We start from the raw sequence: 23,814 nt of genomic DNA, 5'->3' as shown, positions 1-23,814 counted from the left end.
ATAATCCAACCATCCTTTCACAAAAACAATTAGGTTAATCATGAGCAAAACCTTACATCATATCGTGATTGTGGGTGGTGGCGCAGGTGGTTTAGAACTTGCGACACAACTAGGCGAACGTTTTGGTAAACATAAAAAAGCCAAAATCACCTTAGTCGATCAGAACCTTACCCACATTTGGAAACCTCTCCTACACGAAATTGCCGCAGGCTCACTTAACCCCCACGAAGAACAAACCAATTATTTCGCCCACGCAGAAAAGCATCATTTTGAGTTCGTCCTCGGTACCCTGATTGCTGTCAATAAAGATCAAAAACAAATTACACTTTCTCCTCCACAGCTTTCTAAAGAACACACCCCTGCTATTCAAAGTTTAAACTATGACACATTGGTGATCGCAGTTGGCTCTGTATCAAATGACTTTGGTACAGAAGGTGTACGCGAACATTGTCATTTCCTAGACAGTCGTCAACAAGCTGATATTTTCCAACAAGATTTATTTCATCTTTATATTGAGGCACAAAATCAATCGACTGAACGTGCTTTAAATATCGGGATTGTTGGTGCTGGTGCAACAGGTGTTGAACTTGCAGCAGAGTTGATTGAAACTACCAAGAATTTTTATCGCTATGGGTTAAAGAAAATCAATCCGAAACAAGTCAAAATTACCCTCATTGAAGCTTCTGATCGCATCTTACCAGCACTCAATGAGAAAACAGCAGCACATAGTGCCAAGCAATTGCAAAAAATGGGAATTGAAATTCTAACCCAGCACAAAGTGCAAAAAGTTGATGATTCCAATGTCTATTTTAGTAACGGCAATGTCATCCATTCTGATATTACAGTTTGGGCAGCAGGCGTTAAAGCACCTAAGATATTAGAAGCTTTAAATGATTTTAAACGCGATAAAATCAATCGTTTAATGGTATATGCGACCTTACAAACTTATTCGGATCCGAATGTTTTTGCATTTGGAGATTGCGCCCATTGCCAACTGGATGCACGTCAACCACCTCTCGGACCTCGTGCACAAGTTGCCAGCCAGCAAGCGAGTTTTTTAGTTGATGCGATGGCAGCACGTTTAAACCACTCACCACAACCGATGTTTGTCTTTAATGATAAAGGCTCATTGGTTTCATTAAGCCGAAATCAGGCTGTAGGTGAGTTATTGGGTGACGTGAGTGTGCAAGGTTTTATTGCCAAAACGATGTATGTATCTTTGTATCGACTGCATCAAGCCAACATTCATGGTTATACACAGGCAGGAATGTTAACCATGAAAGATTTGCTTACCCGTCGTGTTCGCCCAAAAATTAAACTTTACTGAGTTGAAAACATAAATTTCGTTCCCATTTATAACGAAATCGTTTCAAAAAGTGGAAAATAGTCAACAAACTCGACTTTTCACTTTATGATGTACACCTGAACTCTTTGAATGGATTAACAACATGACTGCTATTGCAAATAACCACGTGGTTTCATTCCACTACACTTTAACAAACGCTGAGGGTGAAACACTTGATAAATCTCAAGGTGAACCACTTGCATATTTGCACGGCGCAGGGAACATCATTCCTGGTTTAGAAAACGCACTTACAGGTAAAACTGTAGGTGAGAAATTCACTGTAAATGTTCCTGCAGCAGAAGGTTACGGTGAATACAACCCTGAACTTGTTCAAGAAGTTCCAGCTCAAATGTTCCAAGGTGTAGACAACATTCAACCTGGTATGCAATTCCAAGCGCAAACTGATGATGGTGTACAAATCGTAACTGTTAAAGCAATCGAAGGCGACAACGTTGTTGTTGATGCAAACTTCCCACTTGCTGGTCAAGATCTTACTTTTGAAGTAGAAATCGTTGAAATTCGTGATGCTTCTCAAGAAGAGTTAGATCACGGTCACGTACACGGTGCAGGTGGTCACCACCACTAATTCTTTTTAGAATTAGCACAACTAAAAAGCAAAGCTTCGGCTTTGCTTTTTCTTCACATTCACTTTTATAAAATAAGAAAGATACCTTACTTCGAATAAATTGAGTGGTTCTTACTTTATGCAAAGCGATTATCAACTGATTTGGTTTCGCCAAGATCTCAGAATCCATGACCATGCCGCCCTTTGGCATGCAACACAAACAGGGCCTACAGTTGCGCTAGTGATCTTGTCACCTGAACAATGGCAACTACATGATGATGCACCCATCAAAATCGACTTCTATCTTCGTCAACTACAACAATTACAAATTGCATTGCAATCTCTCAATATTCCTTTAATTGTTCAGCATTTACCACTTTGGAAAGATATAACACAGCTCTTTGCAGATTTAATGCAATATATTCCAATTCAACAGGTATATGCCAATATTGAACTGGGGGTCAATGAATTAAAACGGGATAAAGAAGTACAAAAATTATTAAATCAACAAAACAAGGAACTGGTGCTTTTTCATGACCGTACTCTCTTTCCAGTAGCATCGATTCGTAATCAGAGCCATCAGCCCTATCAAGTTTTTAGTGCTTTTAAAAAAGTCTGTTATCAACGTCTGCAACAAAGCTTACCCCAATGCTATCCAGTACCTGACGTGCAGCAGCCGATCAACATCCATCCACACCCCTCACTTGAAGATTTCAAAGAGCTACAACTTAAATATACTCAGCAACTTAATCATCTAACACAACAATGGCCAGTAGGCGAATCCTATGCATTAACATTACTCGATCAATTTATCCATGACAGATTGGACGATTATAAAAATGCCCGCGACTTCCCAGCACAGGCAGGCACCAGCCAGCTATCCGCTTATTTAAATATTGGTATTCTCTCTATTCGTCAATGTCTACAAGCACTATTCCGTAAACAACATGGCGATTTTGTGATTGAGTCTGAAGGCCAGCAAACATGGCTGGATGAACTACTCTGGCGAGAATTTTATCAGCATATTTTGTTTGACTACCCACGTGTTTCAAAGCACTTGCCATTTCAGCTTTCAACCCAAAAAATCAACTGGTGTGATGATCCAATTGCGCTGCAACAATGGCAACAGGGTCATACGGGTATTCCAATCGTCGATGCAGGTATGCGACAACTCCTTGCAACAGGTTGGATGCACAATCGAGTCCGTATGATTTGCGCCATGTTTCTGAGTAAAAATCTTTTGATTGATTGGCGAAAAGGGGAACAATGGTTTATGCAGCACCTTATAGATGGTGATCTAGCTGCAAACAATGGTGGCTGGCAATGGTGTGCTTCGACAGGTACCGATGCTGCACCGTATTTCCGTATATTTAATCCGATTAGCCAATCACAAAAATTTGATCCGAATGGTGATTATTTACGTCAGTGGATCCCAGAACTTGCCCATTTGGATGCCAAATCTATTCACGAACCTCATGCTAAAAAAATCAATTCAGAACTTCACTATCCAGTACCCATAGTTGACTTAAAAAGTAGTCGGGCACGTGCAATAGCTGTTTTTAAAGAATAGGTTTGGATTATTTTCCAACCTATTCAGTAACATATCGACACACGATATATTCATGTTTATAAAGTTATTTCACATACTCAACAACATAAAACTATCGCAATCACTATAAAATAGTGCTACCTTGATCACAAAAGACAACATTAAAACTAAAAATATTATGCAAAAAAACCCAGCTCCCGCACTCGTCTTATGGATTATCACAGCTCATATCTTTATGGGGATTGTGGCGTATGAGTGGCTACCTGCCACCTATCGAGGCAGTTGGATTTTCTTACTATTATTGGTGATTGCTGGCGCATACTTAAATATTGGTATGGCATTGATACTGGGTTTAGTCGCATTTGTCGGAATCGCATTTTATTTCTTTCTTGATCTCGCAAATCAAACCTATATTGAACGACAACTACTTCTGTTATTTGTGGCTCCCCTAGCTCCTATTTTTCTTAGTGCGATTCGTCACAATATTAAAAATGCTTTAGCCTCTTATCGTGCTATTCAAAGTTATGACCGGAATTACCAACATGATATTTTACCGTTAACTGCACTCAAGCACTTCCAGGATCAACTTAAGAAGCTATTACAACTGACTCATAAAGATCACTATGAGGTGATCAGTATTAAAATTACCAATACTGTCCTTATTCGAGAAATGCTCGGAGAAGATATCTGGAAAGAAACGCAAAACAACATTATGGCAATCTTATCTACTGAGCGAGATAGCGTCATTTATCATTTTATCAATGAAGAGTTAAGTGAAATAAAAAGCATCGTTATCCACGAAAGTCGAATGGATGAACAACACCCGACACCTCATTTTATACAGCAATTGCAAGAGATGAGTGTTTTAAAGTTAAAAATTGAACAACATACAGAATACCTATCGCAAGTGGGCCGAGAGGTGTTTTGATGTCCGTACTTCTAAATATTTGTGGTCTACTGGTGACAACTGAATATTATCCAGATACAACCTTACAACAACTTTATCAGCAGTATTATCACTGTTCGATTCAGCCCGCAAAATTAGAGTCCAGTCCACATATTCAATCTTCTGAAATGATTTCAGAGGTTTTCTCTCAACCAGCAACATGGTGGCCTGTTTTTACGGCAGACCAACTCCAGTCCAACAGTTTTAAAGAACTCATCGCTAAAGGCGTAAAACCCGGCGTTATTTTACCAGATGAGTATTTCAGCTTTTTAACATACTATCGGATAAAAAAAGCAGTCAATGAAGGCGCGATTCCGATCGCCCTTTTTCAAATGGAACATTCAAGATACTTTTCAGCCAAAGCAACTTTTTCTACTGCAATTGGTTTGAGGCCGTTAGCCACATTGATTGAAACAGGTTGGGATGAAAACTTAATCTCACAACCTGCGGGTAGCTACATTATTCAATCGGATAACAAACAAATCCTGCCCATACCTGCACGTAAGATTCAGCATCATCAGCACCATTTTTATCAAGCCAATCATAACTATGATCAAACCTCTGGCTACCAAATTTTAATTAATCCTCCCGCACACTTACCCGTTAATACCATTGAATATCCCCAATTAGGGATATCATGGCGCTTTGGTCGAGTTCATTACCACAGTACGCCTGAAGGGGTCGAGACCAATCTATTTGGTTATTTCTTAATTGCCATAAGTCCTATTGTGATTCCGCTAGATTATCTTTTTTCGACCCATTTCCCGAGTTTATTAAGTAGTTTTGGTAGTTCTATTTCCTGGATTTCATTATTGCTTGGTGGATCGCTACTTCTTATTTTAATCATCTCTATCATTCGTAGGAGAAGAGTCAATGCCCGCGATTGATATTCTATTTTTATTCGGTTTTCTTGGTATTTGGATTCCCCAAGCTTTTTGGGCATGGTTAAGTTATCAAGCATGGAAATATTCAAAAAATGCAGCCAAAGAGTTAGAAAATTTGCCTGTACCCGCCGAATGGCCAATGCTCAGTGTATTGATCCCCGCCTACAACGAAGGTGTGGTGATCGAAGATACACTCCATGCAATTGCGCAACAAGACTATCCCGCGCATGCGTATGAAGTTTTATTAATCAATGATGGTTCTAAGGATAATACCCTCGAGATCGCTGAGCGAATGGCGGAAATTTACCCGTGCATCAAAATTGTGAATGTCCCGAAAGGTATGGGAGGCAAAGGTAAATCTCGGACCTTAAACAATGGTCTTCCCCATGCCAAAGGCGAATTAATTATTGTCTATGATGCCGATAGTACGCCCGAACCCGACTGTGTTCGACTGTTGGCTCAAACCTTATTGGCAGATAAAAAACTGGTTGCTGTCAACGGCAAAGTTCGAACACGGAATTGGCGCGATAGTATTTTGACGCGATTTATTGCAATCGAATTTATTTTCTTTCAATGGATCTTCCAAGGTGGCCGATGGCAACGTTTCGAATTATCAACATTGATGGGAACCAACTATGTCATATGGCGTGATGCACTAGAAACATTAAGGGGATTTGATGAGAAATCATTGGTCGATGACACTGAAATGAGCTTCAGAATCTTTCTCGGCCAAAAACGAATCAAATGGGTGCCTTATGCAGTAGGTTGGCAACAAGACCCTCCCTCACTCAGTGTTTTTGTTAAACAACGTTCTCGTTGGACGCAAGGTAATTTCTATGTGACCAGCAAATACCTCCCCGTTGCTTTAAGAAAACCGTTTCCAATTGGCATCGAAATTTTCAACAACATTATGTGTTATGTCTTATTCGTCCCAGCACTCATTTGGAGTCATATCACTCTAACGCTGGGCTTACTTGGCATAGCAGGGATCACTTTACCTGGACCATTTACGGTGTTATGGGTATTGTCTTTTTGTCTATATGTCGCACAAATGTGGTTCACCTTATCGCTTGAAAGAGTTAAACCTCAACTTTATTTCTTTTCAGTTTTATCTTACATCACCTATTCACAGATCTTTTTATTCATCGTATTTAAAGCAGCCTACGACATGCTGAAAAATAAGATACAAGGTAATTCACTACAGTGGTACAAAACTGAACGCAGCAAAGAGAGAAAATAAATGAAAAAAAATCGATTCAACCATCCTGTTTTCAAAATCCTGTTAGCAAGTGCGACTCTCTCTTTGCCCGTATTTGCTCAAGCAGATTCATGGAATACGTGGAAATTTGATAACATCAATACCTCTAACAAATACACGATTGAACCGCACTACTTTTATGTCGGCAAGGGTTCTGAATGGCAAAGTATTCGTTTTAGTAGTGACTATTCAACTGAACATTTCACCACTTTACTAGTGAAATACGATGATAAGTTGATTTATAACACGGTGTTAAATGGTGATGGCCAACTGGAATTTAATATTCCCGCAGCTGAAAGCGGCTTTCATCGCTTAGATTTCATTTTACAGCAATATTCCCCGCGTACTTCACCTGCTGCTGATCGCACAACTTTCTGTAGTGAAGATATTGATCAAGTCACTTATTTAAGTAATTCAAAAATTGACTATGCACGACATCGACCAGTTTATCGTTTAAAGGATTTACCCGATGCATTGTTTAATCCGCAGATCGTCAGACCGACACCTTTTGTAGGCGTTCTCAAATTTAACCCAGCCAATGTAAATGAAGCATCTATGCTCGGTCGCCTCATGAATGCATGGGGATCCGTTACTCCTGTGCAATGGTATGAACAAAATCCACCAGCAGATCAAGCTGCCGACTTCTTAATTGAAATTTCAAAATCGACTACGCCAATACCGCAAGGAACCTTAGTTCAGCTTAGCTCTGAAAATAATGTGCCAACTTTGCAAATTAAATATGATCATCCACAAAAACTTGCCTCAACTATTAACGGATTACTCAATTCAAATTATTTACAACAGCTCAATACTTCAGCTACTTTTTTACCTGATAAACTTGCAGCACCCACTTGGGCTAAAATAAAACAAATCAATACCCTAGCAGATTTAGGCATCAGCGATTTTCGACTCAACCAAGCTGAAAAAAACCTGTTCCTTAACTTTCCAGCGGTTTGGCAACCCACAGATATTTTGCAAGGGCAAATTGCATTACGTGTCCAAAGTGGCTTACTGCAAGGCTCTAATATCACCACTTGGATTGATGGGGGATTGGCAGGCAGCCTAAAAACTGCTGAATTGGATTCAGATCCCGTAAACCGTCAATTTAACTATTTTGCAAAAACAATTTCTAATAGCACTTCATTTCAATTAAAACTTGAAAACTCTGTGATCGTAAACTCGCAATGTTTACCTACAGCAAAAGGCTCTCTATGGATTGATACTGAGAAATCCACGGTCAAATTACCGCATAAACTTAAAAATGGTGTAGCGTCATTATCAATGGCATTTGCAACCCATCCGACCATCGCTATAGATGGTGAACCAGGTAGTTTAGAAATAGCCCTAATCCTGAGTCAAACAGCAAAAAGGATGTTACTCACGGACGATCCAGTACCATTAAATTTTGTCAAATTTGATGCGGCAAAGCCTGAATTAATTAATGTTCAAGTCAATCCTAATATTTATCGCCAGCAAGTATCCATGCATCAAGATACTGTTTATGCACCTGCTGCCGCCAAGGGCTTTTTAGTAAGTTTTCACGAACAACGTTTTGATGTCCTGACAGACTCCACTGAGGGTGCTCAAAACTTCACGAAATTTTGGGAAAAAATTCAACAAAATATTCCCAATAATGCCAGCAAGATTCTCGTGACGCAAAATGGTCAACTCTTTACTTTACAAAAAATTATTGTCGGTAATCAAAAAGCACCTCTGGTTCAGCAGTCATCTTTCTTTATCTTGGTGCTTATCATTTCTGCTATTATGATTTTGGCAATCATGCTTTGGTACTGGCGAAAAAAACCGAATGCTAAAAATAAGGCAGAATAATTTAACACTTACCATTATTTTCATCTTTTCAATGATCATTCTTTTGGGTGGTTGCATACACTTTTCGCAATCCGAAATGCAGCCTCCCCATATTGAAGGAATTTTTTGGCAACCTGATTTAGACACTACTCCACCCAAAGGAAACTGGGACCTACTCGGGGTTTCTACATTTGTTCCGCAATGGTCTGTTGTGCAATCCAAATCTTGGTTTGACCATGATACGGGTTTTGTAAAATGGGATAAGAATATAAATCTCCAACAGCTTAATCAAAATGCATGGGCATCAGAGATTATCTTAGGTTTAGCAGGTGAATATGATGAAAAGCTTGCACGCTCTCAAGTCATGTCGCTTGCTCAAAGTTCTCAACAACTGATTGTACATACCCAATCTATCCCACTCAAAGGATATTACTTTCCAGTTGAAGCCGACCCGACATGGTTAGGTGTAGGCGTTTTAGGACAAGCATTAGCCCAACTTCCAAAACCTGTATGGGTGAGTATTTATAGCGCAGATGAAATGCCCAAACATTACGATGTGTGGTTAAAAAGTTGGCTGCCTGAGCAAACCAATGTTTTTTTTCAAGATGGTGTTGGGGTCGGCACTCGCTCACCTGAACAAGCACGAATTATCTTAGATGAGCTGCAACATGAATTTGGTCAAGACAGAATCATTATTGTTTTAGAAGCATTTCGACCTACTAAAAAAGGTCATTTTCGAGCAGCATATCCATGGGAAATTATCGAACAATTGAAAGCCTATGAGGGACAAAAAGTTTATATCTTTGATGGCCCTCATTATATGAATCGTATCAATGTCTACGTGATTGCCTTATGGTATAAGCTTAAATATCGTACAAACAACCAGACTGTTTCTTAACAGAAGCAGTTTAAGCCTTAGAAACTCTTATAAAATACCAATTCAGTTCGAGTGTTGTTATAGCGATCTTGTCCATTTGCCAATGCATCTTTGAAATAATGACCATATAAACGCTCTACACGTAGTTTTACAGGCACATAATTAAACGGTTGCCACGCAACACCAGCACCATATTCAAATAAATTATTATAATTTTCACCTTCAGAATCTGCCAAAGCATGTAATTTGGCATAGGCTTGTACCGTACCCGTTTCACCTTGGTAAACATTAAAACCTGAGCGTAATCTTAGATCCGCAATGACGTTATAATCTTCACGTGAATAACTAGCCACGTTACCATACAGGTCGGTAAAATAATCATTCCAAACCGTGCGATTTTCGACACTCGGATTTGCATACCATTCTTGATAGCCTGTAACTCCACCTACAACGCTTTCACGAAACTTATCGCGATTACGGTCAATTAAGTCATAACTACCGCCTAATTCTAGATAGGCTCTAATCGGTACACTCGACCACGGCTGATAATTTGCACCTACCCCAACCGTTACCGCATTTTCATCAATAATTTCAGGTCGAACACCCCCTCTGGATTTGGTATCACGATTAAGATTCATAAAACCATAAATCTGTGCGCGACCATTATCAAGATTACGCCCATAACGCATTTTTAACGGGAAAATGAAATCGTCATAACGCGACTCATAAGAAGGTGCAAAATAAATATCTTTAAATATAGGGCTAACTGCTCCACCACTTAAATTTTGTACGGCTTGCTGTGCTTTAGTTGCGATTTCAACATCATTTGATTGGGTCAACATTTTGAATATCGGTAAAGCTTCTTTATCTCTCTTTTGCTGATTCAGCAAATATGCTTCTTGTAGTTTTAATTGATCGTCCTGAGGAGCAAGTTGCGAGGCTTTACGAACACTTTGGAGAGCTTGGTCTTGTTTGTTCAAGCGTATTTGCAAATAAGTTAGGCTTTTCCAAACTTTGATATCTTGTGGTGTCAGCGTTGCAAGTTCGAGTAAAATTTTTTCTGCTTGCTCAGGCTGCTGTTGTTCTAATTTATAAAATTGATCCCATCGATCATAGATTGGATTACCAGGTTTATAAGCCGCATCCCCTTCTTTTACAAAATCAGCTTCAGCACTCATAACCGCTTGTAATGGAAATAGAAGGCTTAATGTAAATAAGGTATGACTGAGTAACTTTTTTTTTGATTTTTTCATTGCATATCTCAAGTAAATAATGCCCATTATAAGTGGATGTAATCGTCAGCTTAAATCAATTTAAAATGTTAATTTATTCACACATTATAACTAAATCATTGTTATCATGTCGTTAAAATACGTTATTTTATAAATCGATTCAGTCCGTGAATCATCGATAAAAATAGTATCTCGCATAAGAAAACAAACACTTTTACTTTTCTCTCAAAGAGCACAACCATGTCATTTTCACATCATACAGAACCTCATGTTATTCAACGATCAGGCTGGCTGAGAGCCGCGGTCTTGGGTGCAAATGATGGCATTATTTCCGTTACCAGTTTAGTCATGGGCATGGCAGCAAGCGGCGCACATACCCAGACGCTATTAGTCACTTGTATCGCGGGATTGATTGCTGGTGCCACCTCAATGGCTGCAGGTGAATATGTTTCCGTCAAATCTCAAGAAGATATAGAAAAGGCGGACTTAAAATTCGAAGCAAAAGAACTCAAAAGAAACCCTCAAGCTGAATTAAATGAGCTTACTCAAATATATATCAGTAGAGGATTGGATACAGAATTAGCATTACAAGTAGCAACTCAACTTACGGCGCATGATGCACTCGCTGCCCATGCAAGGGATGAGATTGGCATTCATGAAAATACTGCTGCTAACCCGATTCAGGCTGCGGTATCTTCTGCAGCCGCTTTCTCATGTGGTGCCGCATTACCGATGCTAGCCATTTTACTCAGCGCTGAAAATTATGTCTCTCAAACCGTCATGCTGACAGGCACCTTATCTTTAGCATTGTTAGGTGCAGTTTCAGGTTATGTTGCAAAAACTTCGATGTTTAAAAGCAGTATGAGGGTTACCATCTGGGGAATTTTAGCCATGTTATTTTCAAGTTGGATTGGTTCATTGTTTAATGTTCATCCACTGTGATTGACGTAGTGAGAAGACATGCCTGTTCCAATTCTTATTTTTAATGTTAATTATTCAACATAAAAAGCCAAAAGCAAATTATTCCTCACAGTTTAAAGCTTTTTTTATCATTTAGATGTATGATCGAAGAGATCTCATCATCATCCATGAAGCTGAAAAGCCAACTGATGAATAGAGTCTAGAAATATCCAATGTAGAGAGCGGTTTTGATACATCGACTTGGGATATGGCTTGCTTTCGCAACCATCACGCTACAAATTGCTGTTTTTCTGCAGCCTCTTTTGCCAGAGGAATTTCAAATTTCTCCAGCATGTGAGACTGTTGTGCATTTGTCAGCCCAGTCCCGACATCATCAGGGTATACAAAACTCATCAATAACCTCTCGATCTCATTCTGAACATCATCATAGCAGCACAGTTGATCATGTCACTTCAGAGGGTGTAAATCACACCCATCAGCATGATATTAACCATCAGTGCCCATTTTGTTTCTTCTACGGTCAGTTGGTCGTACCACCCACACTAGGTATCAAAGAAGTCGTTGTCCGCATACAAGTACGCTATGTGCACCTGCAACAACTTTTCCTTAGCTTCTTTTTTGACTTACAACGTCTTTTTCTTCTGCCCCAAGGTCGCGCGCCTCCTCTCACCTTTTCAATTCATTAGCTTTTAAAACTATTTATTGAAAAGTGAGTAACGTATGTTTTTTCAAACTTGTTTTGCTGTTTGGCAGCAAAAACGAGCGATCTTTATCGCCAATAAATCTCTGTATCTCAATGTTCTTCAACAACCGTTTTGTTTGGTATCGGAGGCTTCGTGATGGACTTAGGTTTAACCGCATTAGAATTGGCACGTATCCAATTCGCATTTACTGTCTCATTCCATATTATTTTTCCAGCAACATCGATTGGACTGGCCTGTTTTCTTGCCGTTTTAGAATGGAAATGGCTAAAAACCCATGATCCGATTTATCAAGATCTGTATAAATACTGGCTTAAAATTTTTGCTGTGACCTTTGGTATGGGGGTCGTTTCAGGTGTAGTGATGAGCTATCAGTTTGGTACAAACTGGAGTGAATTTTCACGAATTGCAGGAAGTGTCACGGGTCCTTTGCTGACGTATGAAGTGTTGTCTGCCTTTTTCTTAGAGGCAGGATTTCTCGGTATCATGCTGTTCGGATGGGGACGTGTAAGTGAAAAAGCACATTTTTTTGCCACCTTCATGGTCGCAATCGGTACCTGTATCTCCATGTTTTGGATTTTGTCATCCAATAGCTGGATGCAGACCCCGCAAGGTTTTGCAATAGAAAATGGCATTATTGTTCCCAAAGACTGGTTTGCCATCGTGTTTAATCCATCATTCCCTTATCGCTTTGCGCACATGGCTGTCGCTGCATTTTTAGTGTCGGCTTTGGTGGTTGCTGCAACTGCAGCTTGGCATTTATTGCGTGGTCGTCGTGATGCACTGGTTAAAAAATCATTTTCCATGGCAATGTGGATGATCTTATTTGCTGCACCAGCACAAGTCATCATCGGCGATCATCATGGTTTGAACACTTTAAAATATCAGCCTGCCAAATTAGCTGCGATGGAAGGACATTGGGAAACCAATGTCAACGAACCGATGCCACTTTATCTATTCGGTATTCCTGATATGCAAGCCGAAACTACCAAGTATGCAGTGGGTATTCCATATTTAGGAAGTTTGATCCTCACCCATAGTCTGGATGGCGAAGTTAAAGGATTAAAAGAGTTTGCTCCTCAAGATCGCCCAAATTCAACCTTGGTATTCTGGAGTTTTCGTATCATGGTGGGTTTAGGCACACTCATGGTCTTACTTGCTGTGATCGGTTTAATTCTACGTAAGAAAGATCGGATATATGAGAAAAAATGGTTTCATAAATTTGCCTTCATCATGGGTCCAACAGGTTATATCGCCTTACTCGCAGGCTGGTTCACAACTGAATTAGGCCGTCAACCGTGGGTGGTCTATGGGGTATTACGTACTGAAGATGCGTTATCAAGTGTTTCGGCAAATCAGGTTGGAATAACCCTCATCATCTTTGTCGTGGTATATACCATCGTATTTGGGACTGGGATTTATTACATTCTCAAGCTCATGTACAAAGGTCCGCAATTCATTCATACCCCAGTCCAAGATACTGGTGGTGTTGGACATTTTAAAACCCCAATGCGTCCTTTGAGTGCTGTTGAGGAAAGCCTCGATAGCAACGACCAGAAGAAAGGAGAATAACATGTTTGATATTTCTCTTATTTGGGCAATGATTATTGCCTTGGGCGTATTAATTTACGTCGTACTTGATGGATTTGATCTAGGTATTGGGATTTTATTCCCCTTCATTCAAGGTCAACAAGAACGTGATGTGATGATGAATACCGTGGCACCTGTGTGGGACGGCAATGAAACATGGATGGTGCTTGGGGGCGCAGGTTTATTTGCTGCTTTCCCAATCGTCTACGCAACCGTATTATCCGCTCTGTATATGCCAATTACCCTGATGGTAATTGCCCTCATTTTTAGAGGCGTTGCTTTTGAGTTCCGCTTCAAAGCCAATCGTTCCAAAGCACTGTGGGACATGGCCTTTATTTGGGGATCAACACTTGCCAGTTTCTTGCAAGGAGTGATTTTAGGTGCATACATTCAAGGTTTAAAAACTGAAAATGGCATCTATGTGGGTGGCAGTTTGGATTGGTTAACTCCTTTTGCACTATTTACTGGTCTAGGTGTGGTGGTAATGTATGCAGCGTTAGGATGTGGCTGGTTAATTCTAAAAACTGACCAAGCGCTGCAAAATAAAATGTATGAACTGATGCCAAAACTCATCTTCAGCCTATTGGCAATTTTCATTGCGGTGAGCTTGTATACCCCATATAGTCAGCCTGCCATTGCCGAAAAATGGTTCACTGTGCCACAACTGATCTACTTTAGTCCTGTGCCAATTTTAGTGTTGATTTTTAGCTATTTGGCATGGCGCGCTTGTCTAAATAAAAGTGAATATAAACCCTTTATTTATACATTAATGCTGATGTTCCTTGCCTACTCTGGCTTTGTAATTAGCTTATGGCCCAACATTATTCCACCATCTGTGACGATTTGGGATGCTGCCGCACCAAAAGAAAGTCAGATTTTTGCTTTAGTTGGCGCTGCGATCATGATTCCCATTATTCTGGTTTACACCTTCTGGGGATATTGGATCTTTAGAGATAAAGTCCGTATCGGTGACGAAGGCTACCATTGAGGTGAAATCTAATGAAAAAATCACAAATCAAATGGTTTATCGGACTGTGGCTGGTTGGTTTTATAGGCTTGGCCATTATCGCGGGTCTTTTTAAGGCTTTGCTCATGTTGGCTTATCAATAATAAGGCGGTTTGTGGGTGTTTGATCATTGATTGGTCAAACACCTTTTTCACATCACTGCTTAACTTTCCATTCCTCAAGTAAATAACCATTATTATTTGCTATTTTTTTAAGATCTAGGCTATGTTGGGTTAAAAGAGATGAGGAATCTAACATGTCGATTTTAGAATTATTAGAAATAAAACATCCTATTTTTCTAGCACCTATGGCAGGTGTGTCTACTCCGGACCTTGCTGCTGAAGTTTCTAATCAAGGTGCTCTCGGTTCTTTAGGCCTTGGTGCCAATACACCAGAATCAGCAAAAGAACTCATCTTGAAAACTCAACAGCTCAGTGAGCGTCCATTTCAAGTCAATTTCTTTTGTCATCAACCAGAACCTTTAAATTCTCAACATGCACAACAGTGGATTGAATATTTAACCCCTGAATTCAAAAAATTTGATGCTCAGCCACCAACTCAACTCAAATGTATTTACCCAAGTTTTTTAGAAAATGACGATTTTTTAAATGTGGTATTAGAAACCAAACCTAAAGCCGTCAGTTTTCATTTCGGGATTCCTCACGCTCATCAAATTGAAGCACTCAAAAATGCAGGCATAATCACGATGGTGTCGGCAACAAATCTGATAGAAGCTCAAGCCATAGAAGCAGCTGGCATTGATTTAATCATCGCGCAAGGTATTGAGGCTGGTGGACATCGAGGAATTTTCAATCAACACTTTGACGCAGCGATTAAAACCAGCGATTTGGTCGAATTACTTACTCAACACTGTTCCCGACCGATTATTGCCGCTGGCGGCATTATGAATGGTGATCAGGCAAAAAATATGCTTAAACGCGGCGCAAGTGCAGTACAGTTGGGCACCGCCTTTGTACAATGTAAAAGTTCAAGTGCCAATGCTGCCTACCGTAAAGCACTCTTTAGCCAAAGCATTACGCAGATTAGTGCGAGTTTATCTGGTCGCCCAGCACGTGGTTTACTGGGTACATGGCATACGAAAATCGATGCACCTGATCGCCCAACCGTTCCAGCTTATCCATATACCTATGATCTGGCGAAACAATTAATGAATATTGCAAGTCAACATCAAGATTATAGTTATGGTGCTTTTTGGGCAGGCAGTAATGTGTCACAAATTCGAGAATTAGAGGCAGCCGATTTGGTCAATCAATTAATTGTTGAAATGACAACACTCTAAATTTTCGTGCAAAAAAATCGACCTACTTAGGTCGATTTTTTTAATTTGATCATTTAAATGTTTCTAGCAATTTTTGCTGCGCATTATGAGGAGTTTCTCCTTCAGCAAGCTGAGCTCGCTCCCAAACACCATCACCTTGCAGTAACCATGCTTGTTGATTGTCTTTAAGATAATTTAACAATCCAAGTTGATAAATTGATTTCTTCAAAGCAGGATCTTCAATTGGAAAGCACGCTTCCACACGATTAAACAGATTACGATCCATCCAGTCCGCACTTGAGCAATAAATACGAGGATTACCATTATTGCTAAAATAATAAACGCGGGTATGTTCCAAGAAACGACCGACAATCGAGCGAACGCGAATATTTTCTGACAGATTCGGCAAGCCTGGACGTAAGCAGCAGATAGAACGAATAATCAAATCAATTTGTACACCAGCCTGAGAGGCTTCATACAATTTATTGATCAACTGCACTTCCGTCAAAGCGTTCACTTTAATGATAATTTGCGCAGCTTTTCCTGCTTTGACATTGGCAATCTCATCATCAATGAAATTGATCAACTGTGTATGTAAAGTAAATGGTGCATGTAACAGCTTTTTCGGTTTCGCCATTTTGCCCATGCCGGTAAGCTCTTGGAAAATCCGATGCACGTCTTCACAAATATCTTTATCAGTGGTCATCAAGCCATAGTCGGTATAAATACGTGCATTACCCGCATGGTAATTACCTGTACCGAGGTGAACGTAACGCACTAATTTATTATTCTCACGACGCACAACCAAAATCATTTTGGCGTGCGTTTTGTACCCTACGATCCCATATACGACAACGGCCCCCGCTTCTTGTAAAACGTTTGCGACTTCGATATTTGACTCTTCATCAAAACGGGCACGTAGTTCAATCACGGCCGTCACTTCTTTGCCATTGCGTGCTGCTTCGGCAAGCACTTGCACGATTTCTGAGTCGGCACCACTACGATAAAGCGTTTGTTTGATCGCTAAAACCTGTGGATCACGTGCTGCCTCTCGCAACAACTGAATCACGGGTGCAAATGATTCAAAAGGATGATGCAAAAGAATATCTTGTTTTTGCATGGCAGCAAAAATATTTTCAGACTTCTTAAATACTTTTGGCAAGATCGGTGTATGTGAGTCATAACGTAAATGAGGGCGTTTAAAGTTTGAAAGTAAACGCGCTAGATTAACGGGACCATCAACACGGTAAAGCTGCTCTTCATTGAGATCAAACTCATTGAGTAAATATTCATAAATATGCTGTGGACAATTATGCGTAACCTCTAAACGCACCGCACGACCAAAACGGCGTGAACTTAATTCACCTTTTAAAGCTTTGGCTAAATCTTCAACGTCTTCATTCAATGCCAGATCCGCATTTCGCGTGACACGGAATTGATAACAGCCTGTAGCGGTCATCCCTGGGAACAAGTCGGATACATGTTCGTGGATGATGGCTGATAACATCACGTGATGCTCTTTGCCATCTGTTAATTCATCAGGCAATCGGACTACACGTGGTAACGAACGTGGCGCAGGTACAACTGCAAGATCAATTTGACGACCAAACGCATCCTTACCTTCCAAGGTCACGATAAAGTTTAAACTTTTATTGACTAGACGTGGAAATGGGTGGGCAGGATCCAGACTAATAGGTGTGAGGACAGGTGCGACTTGTTCTTGGAAATATTTCTTAATCCATGCAGATTGGGCTGGTGTTAATTCACCACGACGTAAAAAGCAGATATCTTCTTCGCGTAACTTTGGCAGAATTTCCTGGTTAAGAATACGATATTGACGTTCAATCGCAGCATGTGCTGTCTTTGAAATTTGTTCCAACACTTGCTTTGGCGTTAAACCATCAGGTGTGCGACTTTCATTGCCTAATGTTAATTGCTCCATAACCCCTGCGACACGAATTTCAAAAAACTCATCGAGGTTACGAGAAAAGATCAGCAAAAAGTTCATCCGTTCCAACAGCGGATGAAGTGGATCAACTGCTTGTTCCAATACCCGAAGATGGAAATCAAGAATTGAAAGTTCACGATTAATATAACGATCGTTGTAACTATATTCTATTGGTGCCGTTGTCGTCACTGCAGTATTCATACCGAACCTTGTCGCATTATCATTTATCAAGTGATGAATTAAGTATGCTGCAAAATTATGTCAATTTGGTAAAAAAGCCCAAAAATATTGGGCTTTTCTTTTGTAAAATAATTCTAATTTGTGAAAATATTATTCAATCATAACAAAATAAGCATTTAGGGCTTTTGCGTCCCATTCATATATTTCAAAATAATACGCTTTCGATATTGCAGCTTTCGATCATTACGGTTGTTTTGATAGTACTTAGGGTTTGGCAATAAGGCTGCTAAAAAAGCCGCCTGTTCACGCGTTAAGTTTTTCGCACTTTTTCCATAGTAAAATTGTGCAGCAGCTTCTACACCATAGATATTTTGTCCGAACTCAACAGAGTTCATATACACTTCTAAAATTCTACGTTTCGACCACATGCGCTCCATCATCCAAGTCGCGATCGCTTCTTGCCCTTTGCGCACAAATGAACGTTTATTATAGAGAAATAAATTTTTTGCTAATTGTTGTGAAATCGTTGAACCTCCAGCCACAACTTCGCCTTTTTTATTATTGCGTTCTAAAGCATGTTGAATCCCAGCCCAGTCGAAACCATGATGATGAATAAATTTCGCATCTTCACCTGCAAGAACTGCCTGCTTGAAGTTATCGCTAATCTCGTCATAGTCACGCCAATGATGTTGAATGGGTGTCAGATCTGACCAGTAATCCAGACGCATAAACATAGTGGTATTCACAGGATGAGTTCGCCACCAAACCAGACTACTAAAAATCCATAACTGAATCAGTAAAATTACGCCGATCAACAGCATCACTATACGCGCGAATAAGGCTTTCATTTAAATGCATCACTCCTAGGTGCAAAAAGTCTGCGTCGTATCTACAAACCTTCGATTCATGCTAAGCTATTTTTTATTGTAGCAACTCGTTTAAGTACATGACTGAAACAACTCCACCACAAATTACTCAAAAATTACACGTACATACTTGGTGGTTTACAGCGGCTTTGATTGCAGTCAACGTTAGTCTATTTGGCTGGCAAATCTTCACAGGCGTTGATATTACCGATCCTTCCCCTGTTGATGCAATTGCTTGGGGGGCTGATTTCACACCACTGACCTTCTTGGGTCAGCCTGAACGGCTTTTCAGCAGCATGTTTTTCCATTTCGGAATGATCCACCTCATGCTGAATATGTGGGCATTATACATTTTTGGCAGTATCGCCGAACAACTGTTCGGTCGTCGCTACTATATTGCACTATATTTCCTTGCTGGGCTGATGGGGAGCCTACTTTCGAGCTATCTCGGTATTCTAGATGGCTATCAATTGCTGCAAAATTTCGATCCTCAATATTTACCTAAAATCAGCGCTGGGGCTTCTGGTGCAGTGATGGGATTAGGTGCAGCCCTTACTATTATTTCTGTTTTACCGATGTTGCCACGCCAACGTTTCCTCTTAGATAAGAAGTCTTTGCTATTGATTATGGCAATTAACCTCATATTCGGCTTTACAGTTTCAGGTATTAATAATGCTGCTCATATCGGTGGAATGCTCATGGGGGCTGTATTAGCAACTGCATGGTATATCAGTCAAAAAACAGGGAAAAAAATAATGTTCCAACTTGGAGCTGTCCTGATTGCGACGCTATTACTTTATGGGTTTTACGTTTATTGCACAGCATTAAGTCAAACACTACATCCGTTATGGTATGAGATTTTGACGCAAAATAAACTCAATTAAATCGCTTAAACAATTAAATTGGGCGATCACCGCAAACAAATAACTGCCCAATTTAATCTATTCATGCGCATACTACCCTTTTAACATTGACTAAAAAACCATCCATTTATTATGCTTTTTTTGTCAGAAACAGATTAGGTTTGGGACGGTTGGCCCATTCCCTCGTTGATACGAGTTCTTCCGTTATTCGACTAACGGCCCATGACGAATAATGTACCAACATCATGTAGGTACATCTATGACATCAAAAGGGGCACAAAGATGAAACCACACATTTCCATTTTAACGCTTGGCGTTAACGATCTAGAACAATCTCTTATTTTCTACCGCGATGGTCTTGGCCTGCAAACAGATGGTATTGTCGGTCAGGAGTTTGAACACTGTGCAGTCGCATTCTTTAATCTTCAACGTGGGCTAAAGCTCGCAATCTTTGCTCAGCAAGATCTCGCGATTGATGCTGGATTAATTCCGCAACCTATCAGTTCAACTGGCATGTCAATTGGACATAATGTCAGCAATAAAAGTGAAGTTGATGAAATTATGGAAACTGCGAAAAAAGCAGGTGCCGTCATCGTTAAACAAGCCCAAAATACTTTTTATGGCGGCTACGCAGGATACTTTCTTGATCCGAATGGTCACCTTTGGGAAATTGTCTGGAATCCACAAATTATGCCACCCTCGGATTGTTGATAAAACGAAGTTTTTTAAAGCATAGTAGGATTTAGATGCAAAATAACAGAATATCTTGCATCTAAATCATTACATAATTTTTAAGATTGGTTGATTTCCCTCAAGCTCTGCAATGGTGGAATATCGCATAGATAGCTTAGGCGATAACGTCCAATCAAAGTACAAATCAACAGCATACTCAACGGTAGGATCAACCAAATTTCAGGATGCCATTGAATCGCCATTTGCATTTTATAACTGGCAATTGCACTAATCACCTCTGCAAAAAGACAGGCTACAACACCAGCCAATGCACCAATAAAACCGATCTCTAAACTGAGCATGCGTTTCAATTTATTTTTAGCAATTCCAAATGAACGCATTAACGCGACTTCTTTGCGACGCTCATCCATCAATACATTTAGACAGGCAATCAACACCAGTAAACCCGATAATCCAACCAGCATTGCCAGTACCGTGACGATTTGCACCAACACATTCATTAGCCTTTTCACTTCATCCAAAACGCGTCCCACATCAATAAACACGGTATTTGAAAACTGTTGAATTAAAGAAACCATTTTGGCTTGATCTGTAGGAGGTACATAAAAACTTCCCAGATAACTACCTGCGTTTTCATCCATGCTGTTTGGTGAAAAAATAAAGAAAAAATTGGGGCTAAAACTCTCCCACTCAACTGACCTGAAATTGATTACGGTGGCCTGTAACGGGCCTTCAGGCAAGCTAAAACTGAGTTCATCGCCGATCTGGATGCCTAGTTCAGCAGCTAAATTTTCTTCGACGGAAACTTGATGTGTTTTGGTAAAAACAGGCTCACCACTTGTAATGACATTGTCATTCGGAAAGTCAGATGCTTGAGTTAAATTAAGCTCTCGACGTAATGAGTTATTCTGCTCAACCAATTCAGGTGAAAATGCCTCTCCATTTTTTGCGATCAACCGCCCCCGAATATTTGGATAAAGCGGTGTGGATAGCCAACCATTTTGTTCAAGTTGTTGCTTTAATTCTGGCATATCAAAGGGTGGTAAACCATAAACAAACTGATTGGGTGTGCCTTCAGGTAATTGCTGTTGCCAACGTTGCAATAAATCGGTTCTTAAAACGCTAAGCACAGTAATTAAGCTCAACCCTAAAGCCAGAGCTGTAATCTGCAAAGCAGTTTGATGAGGGATCCGCACATAGGCAGAGATTGGATGTTTAAGTTGTTTTATCGCTTTTAATAACTGCCAAATCAGTACATAAAGTATCGCGCATAAAAGTAAGATTGCAGCTAATACCAACATACTGAGAGACAGGTTATCACTCAATACCAGACTAAAAACAAGTAAACTCGTCACCCCCACTGCAAACATTGCAACATAAGATTTACGCGAACGTTCTTGCTGTCGAATCACTCGAATTGGAGGCGTGTTTAACAACTCCCAAATACTTGGCAAAATAAAACCAATCAGCACCATCACACTAGTAAAAATAGCGATTGGTAAGGCATAAAACAAATCACCAATTGCAAAACTCAGCTGTAATTGGGGAATCAACTGCAACATTAACTGCAATAAACCATAGCCTAAACCAATACCAATCAGACTTCCCACCACAATGGATAAGGCACTAACCACCGCTAGCAATACACAATAAGCCACAATGATTTGTTTTTTACTGGCACCCATGCAACGTAACAATGCAATATGATCTTGGTTTTGTTGAACATAGCGTTGACTGGTTAATGCGATGGCAATCCCACACAACAAAATTGTCAGCAAATTAGCAAGCTGTAAGAAAGTATCCAAATTTTCAATTGGTTTCATCAAGCGCGTATTAGATTGACTGGCATCTCGCAGTTTTAGCGAACTCGTCTCCTGGTTCGACATGCTAGGATCATCTGTTTGAGCCTCAGGATGTTCTTGCTTGTTTTGCAGTTCAAACTGTTGTTGAAATGTGTTGACCTGTGCTGGTGTACCAGCCATAAGTAAACGATATTCAATACGGCTTCCCACTTGAACAGCATTGGTTTTGGCCACATCTGCTTGATGGATAATCACGGTCGGTGAAAAACCAGAAAAGCCAAGCTCTTGATTTGAGTCGTGTTCGATCAGGCCTGTAACCTTAAACTGTCCATCTGCAATCGCAATCTGATCCCCGATCTTCACCTGTAATAAGTCCATTGCACGAGGACTTAACCAGACTTGTCCTACCTGAATCCTCTGTGCCATGGGTGAAATCTCTAACTTCCCCCTTAAAGGAAAATGTTCATCGACGGCTTTGACATTCACCATCACAAACTGATCATCAGTATGTGCCATTGAACCAAAAACAGTTACAGTAGCTCGCTTTAGATCTAGTTTTTCAGCCTGTTGTTGCCATTCGGCTTGGATAGGTTCATGGTCGGATAACACCAAGTCAGCACCAAGCATTTCTGCTGCTTGTAGAGTGACTGCATTTTGGACCTGTGTATTGCTAAACTTTAATGCGGTGGTGGCACTGATCGCGAGAGATAATGCGATAATGAGCAGATACAATCCACCTGTACGAAAACTTTGTAGAAGTAAGGGCTTTACGATTGAGTTCATATCCCTTCCCCGACTTTGACCACATTCTGAACTTGACCATCGACAAGCCGTACGTGACGTTGGCACATTGCAGCTAGATTCTGATCATGGGTCACTAAAACCAGAGTCGTCCCAAGTGCCTTATTCAAATCAAACAACAGCTGTTCAATCTCTTCTGCAGTTTGCCCATCAAGATTACCTGTTGGTTCATCGGCAAAAATAATTTTTGGTTCTGCAATCAGTGCTCGTGCAATCGCAACCCGTTGTTGTTCACCTCCCGATAACACTTTCGGTGTTTGCTGAGCTTGGCGTACGAGTCCCACACGTTCCAACCATTGCAAAGCTTTTTGTTCTGCTTGCTTAAAATTAAAGTTTGGCTGTAAACGTAATGGCAACATTACATTTTCCAAGGCGCTCAACTGTGGTAACAATTGAAAGGATTGAAATACAAAACCAATATTTTCTAAACGCACTTGGGCACGTTGCTCTTCGGTCAGCGTATGAACAGCCTGCCCACATACCCATAACTCACCACTACTTGGTCGATCCAGAGTGGCTAAAATACCCAACAATGTAGACTTACCCGAACCTGATCGCCCCGTAATCGCAATTTGTTCACCCTGATAAATCTCAAGATCAATCTCTCTTAGGATCGTTAAACTTTGCTGATTAATTTGAATATTTTGTGTAACTTTTTGAGCAGAAATAATCGGTTGTGGCATGATGTCACGTATCCTG

General features: G+C 40.3%; 19 protein-coding genes and 2 pseudogenes. 15 read left to right on the top strand and 6 right to left on the bottom strand.

The window, feature by feature from the left end; all coding sequences use genetic code 11:
* Positions 1-40: 40 nt before the first annotated feature.
* The 8 genes from DK207_RS11425 to DK207_RS11390 all read left to right on the top strand — a co-directional run bounded on the left by DK207_RS11425 (position 41) and on the right by DK207_RS11390 (position 9,254).
* Complete coding sequence (locus tag DK207_RS11425; protein WP_005081817.1) at positions 41-1,327, top strand: NAD(P)/FAD-dependent oxidoreductase; 1,287 nt, start codon at positions 41-43, stop codon at positions 1,325-1,327.
* Between the two features lie 121 nt (positions 1,328-1,448).
* Complete coding sequence (locus DK207_RS11420) at positions 1,449-1,931, top strand: FKBP-type peptidyl-prolyl cis-trans isomerase (RefSeq protein WP_004638347.1); 483 nt, start codon at positions 1,449-1,451, stop codon at positions 1,929-1,931.
* 118 nt (positions 1,932-2,049) lie between these two features.
* Positions 2,050-3,480: a deoxyribodipyrimidine photo-lyase gene (gene phrB, locus DK207_RS11415; protein ID WP_109441279.1), complete on the top strand. Its 1,431-nt coding sequence runs from the start codon at positions 2,050-2,052 to the stop codon at positions 3,478-3,480.
* A 157-nt stretch (positions 3,481-3,637) separates the two neighbouring features.
* On the top strand, positions 3,638-4,387 hold the full coding sequence (locus tag DK207_RS11410) for a hypothetical protein (RefSeq protein WP_109441278.1): 750 nt from the start codon (positions 3,638-3,640) through the stop codon (positions 4,385-4,387).
* Positions 4,387-5,292, top strand: a complete 906-nt coding sequence (locus tag DK207_RS11405; protein ID WP_109441277.1) for a hypothetical protein — start codon at positions 4,387-4,389, stop codon at positions 5,290-5,292. Before DK207_RS11410 ends, DK207_RS11405 begins: the two co-directional genes overlap by 1 nt.
* A complete protein-coding gene (locus DK207_RS11400) occupies positions 5,279-6,529 on the top strand; it encodes a glycosyltransferase family 2 protein (RefSeq protein ID WP_109441276.1) in 1,251 nt (416 codons plus the stop codon). The genes DK207_RS11405 and DK207_RS11400 overlap by 14 nt, the downstream gene beginning before the upstream one ends.
* The gene (locus DK207_RS11395) at positions 6,530-8,377 is read left to right on the top strand and encodes a hypothetical protein (RefSeq protein ID WP_109441275.1); all 1,848 of its coding nucleotides are present in this window, start codon (positions 6,530-6,532) and stop codon (positions 8,375-8,377) included.
* Positions 8,355-9,254 carry a hypothetical protein gene (locus tag DK207_RS11390; RefSeq protein WP_171293675.1) on the top strand — a complete coding sequence of 300 codons (900 nt, stop codon included), beginning with the start codon at positions 8,355-8,357 and terminating at the stop codon, positions 9,252-9,254. Before DK207_RS11395 ends, DK207_RS11390 begins: the two co-directional genes overlap by 23 nt.
* A gap of 17 nt (positions 9,255-9,271) precedes the next feature.
* Here DK207_RS11390 and DK207_RS11385 read toward each other — a convergent pair whose 3' ends face one another.
* Positions 9,272-10,486: a tetratricopeptide repeat protein gene (locus DK207_RS11385; RefSeq protein WP_109441273.1), complete on the bottom strand. Its 1,215-nt coding sequence runs from the start codon at positions 10,484-10,486 to the stop codon at positions 9,272-9,274.
* A 219-nt stretch (positions 10,487-10,705) separates the two neighbouring features.
* Between DK207_RS11385 and DK207_RS11380 the strand changes: the two genes are divergently transcribed.
* The 5 genes from DK207_RS11380 to DK207_RS11365 all read left to right on the top strand — a co-directional run bounded on the left by DK207_RS11380 (position 10,706) and on the right by DK207_RS11365 (position 15,983).
* Positions 10,706-11,407: a VIT1/CCC1 transporter family protein gene (locus DK207_RS11380; protein ID WP_109441272.1), complete on the top strand. Its 702-nt coding sequence runs from the start codon at positions 10,706-10,708 to the stop codon at positions 11,405-11,407.
* Between the two features lie 206 nt (positions 11,408-11,613).
* Positions 11,614-12,072: a DUF2946 family protein gene (locus DK207_RS15960; protein ID WP_228247944.1), complete on the top strand. Its 459-nt coding sequence runs from the start codon at positions 11,614-11,616 to the stop codon at positions 12,070-12,072.
* 153 nt (positions 12,073-12,225) lie between these two features.
* On the top strand, positions 12,226-13,659 hold the full coding sequence (locus DK207_RS11375; RefSeq protein WP_109441271.1) for a cytochrome ubiquinol oxidase subunit I: 1,434 nt from the start codon (positions 12,226-12,228) through the stop codon (positions 13,657-13,659).
* 1 nt (position 13,660) lies between these two features.
* A complete protein-coding gene (gene cydB / locus DK207_RS11370; protein WP_109441270.1) occupies positions 13,661-14,665 on the top strand; it encodes a cytochrome d ubiquinol oxidase subunit II in 1,005 nt (334 codons plus the stop codon).
* 274 nt (positions 14,666-14,939) lie between these two features.
* Positions 14,940-15,983: an NAD(P)H-dependent flavin oxidoreductase gene (locus tag DK207_RS11365; RefSeq protein WP_109441269.1), complete on the top strand. Its 1,044-nt coding sequence runs from the start codon at positions 14,940-14,942 to the stop codon at positions 15,981-15,983.
* 49 nt (positions 15,984-16,032) lie between these two features.
* On the opposite strand, the gene ppk1 is transcribed toward DK207_RS11365, so the two are convergent.
* Together ppk1 and mtgA are read right to left on the bottom strand one after the other, a co-directional pair.
* A complete protein-coding gene (gene ppk1, locus DK207_RS11360; protein WP_109441268.1) occupies positions 16,033-18,111 on the bottom strand; it encodes a polyphosphate kinase 1 in 2,079 nt (692 codons plus the stop codon).
* Between the two features lie 155 nt (positions 18,112-18,266).
* A complete protein-coding gene (mtgA, locus tag DK207_RS11355) occupies positions 18,267-18,938 on the bottom strand; it encodes a monofunctional biosynthetic peptidoglycan transglycosylase (protein WP_109441267.1) in 672 nt (223 codons plus the stop codon).
* A 98-nt stretch (positions 18,939-19,036) separates the two neighbouring features.
* Between mtgA and DK207_RS11350 the strand changes: the two genes are divergently transcribed.
* Positions 19,037-19,840 carry a rhomboid family intramembrane serine protease gene (locus tag DK207_RS11350; RefSeq protein ID WP_109441266.1) on the top strand — a complete coding sequence of 268 codons (804 nt, stop codon included), beginning with the start codon at positions 19,037-19,039 and terminating at the stop codon, positions 19,838-19,840.
* Positions 19,841-20,101: 261 nt separating this feature from the next.
* A complete protein-coding gene (locus tag DK207_RS11345; RefSeq protein ID WP_109441265.1) occupies positions 20,102-20,530 on the top strand; it encodes a VOC family protein in 429 nt (142 codons plus the stop codon).
* 80 nt (positions 20,531-20,610) lie between these two features.
* Here the strand turns inward: DK207_RS11345 and DK207_RS11340 are convergent.
* From DK207_RS11340 to DK207_RS11335, 3 genes and pseudogenes are all read right to left on the bottom strand, one after another.
* Positions 20,611-22,386: pseudogene (locus DK207_RS11340) on the bottom strand (ABC transporter permease); the annotation flags it as partial.
* A gap of 77 nt (positions 22,387-22,463) precedes the next feature.
* A pseudogene (locus DK207_RS16090) lies at positions 22,464-23,097 on the bottom strand (ABC transporter permease); the annotation flags it as partial.
* Complete coding sequence (locus tag DK207_RS11335) at positions 23,094-23,798, bottom strand: ABC transporter ATP-binding protein (protein WP_109441263.1); 705 nt, start codon at positions 23,796-23,798, stop codon at positions 23,094-23,096. The pseudogene DK207_RS16090 and the gene DK207_RS11335, both read right to left, overlap by 4 nt.
* Between the last annotated feature and the right edge of the window lie 16 nt (positions 23,799-23,814).

Source organism: Acinetobacter haemolyticus (assembly GCF_900406815.1).
Taxonomy (GTDB): Bacteria; Pseudomonadota; Gammaproteobacteria; order Pseudomonadales; family Moraxellaceae; genus Acinetobacter; species Acinetobacter haemolyticus_A.
The sequence above is the reverse complement of the archived record's forward strand: the minus strand, read 5'-3'. Positions and strand labels throughout refer to the sequence as shown.

Excerpts from the sequence above, each read along its gene's own strand:
- DK207_RS11425 (WP_005081817.1), top strand. The coding sequence starts at position 41 with ATGAGCAAAACCTTACATCATATCGTGATTGTGGGTGGTGGCGCAGGT.
- DK207_RS11420 (WP_004638347.1), top strand. The coding sequence starts at position 1,449 with ATGACTGCTATTGCAAATAACCACGTGGTTTCATTCCACTACACTTTA.
- phrB (WP_109441279.1), top strand. The coding sequence starts at position 2,050 with ATGCAAAGCGATTATCAACTGATTTGGTTTCGCCAAGATCTCAGAATC.
- DK207_RS11410 (WP_109441278.1), top strand. The coding sequence starts at position 3,638 with ATGCAAAAAAACCCAGCTCCCGCACTCGTCTTATGGATTATCACAGCT.
- DK207_RS11405 (WP_109441277.1), top strand. The coding sequence starts at position 4,387 with ATGTCCGTACTTCTAAATATTTGTGGTCTACTGGTGACAACTGAATAT.
- DK207_RS11400 (WP_109441276.1), top strand. The coding sequence starts at position 5,279 with ATGCCCGCGATTGATATTCTATTTTTATTCGGTTTTCTTGGTATTTGG.
- DK207_RS11395 (WP_109441275.1), top strand. The coding sequence starts at position 6,530 with ATGAAAAAAAATCGATTCAACCATCCTGTTTTCAAAATCCTGTTAGCA.
- DK207_RS11390 (WP_171293675.1), top strand. The coding sequence starts at position 8,355 with ATGCTAAAAATAAGGCAGAATAATTTAACACTTACCATTATTTTCATC.
- DK207_RS11385 (WP_109441273.1), bottom strand. The coding sequence starts at position 10,486 with ATGAAAAAATCAAAAAAAAAGTTACTCAGTCATACCTTATTTACATTA.
- DK207_RS11380 (WP_109441272.1), top strand. The coding sequence starts at position 10,706 with ATGTCATTTTCACATCATACAGAACCTCATGTTATTCAACGATCAGGC.
- DK207_RS11375 (WP_109441271.1), top strand. The coding sequence starts at position 12,226 with ATGGACTTAGGTTTAACCGCATTAGAATTGGCACGTATCCAATTCGCA.
- cydB (WP_109441270.1), top strand. The coding sequence starts at position 13,661 with ATGTTTGATATTTCTCTTATTTGGGCAATGATTATTGCCTTGGGCGTA.
- DK207_RS11365 (WP_109441269.1), top strand. The coding sequence starts at position 14,940 with ATGTCGATTTTAGAATTATTAGAAATAAAACATCCTATTTTTCTAGCA.
- ppk1 (WP_109441268.1), bottom strand. The coding sequence starts at position 18,111 with ATGAATACTGCAGTGACGACAACGGCACCAATAGAATATAGTTACAAC.
- mtgA (WP_109441267.1), bottom strand. The coding sequence starts at position 18,938 with ATGAAAGCCTTATTCGCGCGTATAGTGATGCTGTTGATCGGCGTAATT.
- DK207_RS11350 (WP_109441266.1), top strand. The coding sequence starts at position 19,037 with ATGACTGAAACAACTCCACCACAAATTACTCAAAAATTACACGTACAT.
- DK207_RS11345 (WP_109441265.1), top strand. The coding sequence starts at position 20,102 with ATGAAACCACACATTTCCATTTTAACGCTTGGCGTTAACGATCTAGAA.
- DK207_RS11335 (WP_109441263.1), bottom strand. The coding sequence starts at position 23,798 with ATGCCACAACCGATTATTTCTGCTCAAAAAGTTACACAAAATATTCAA.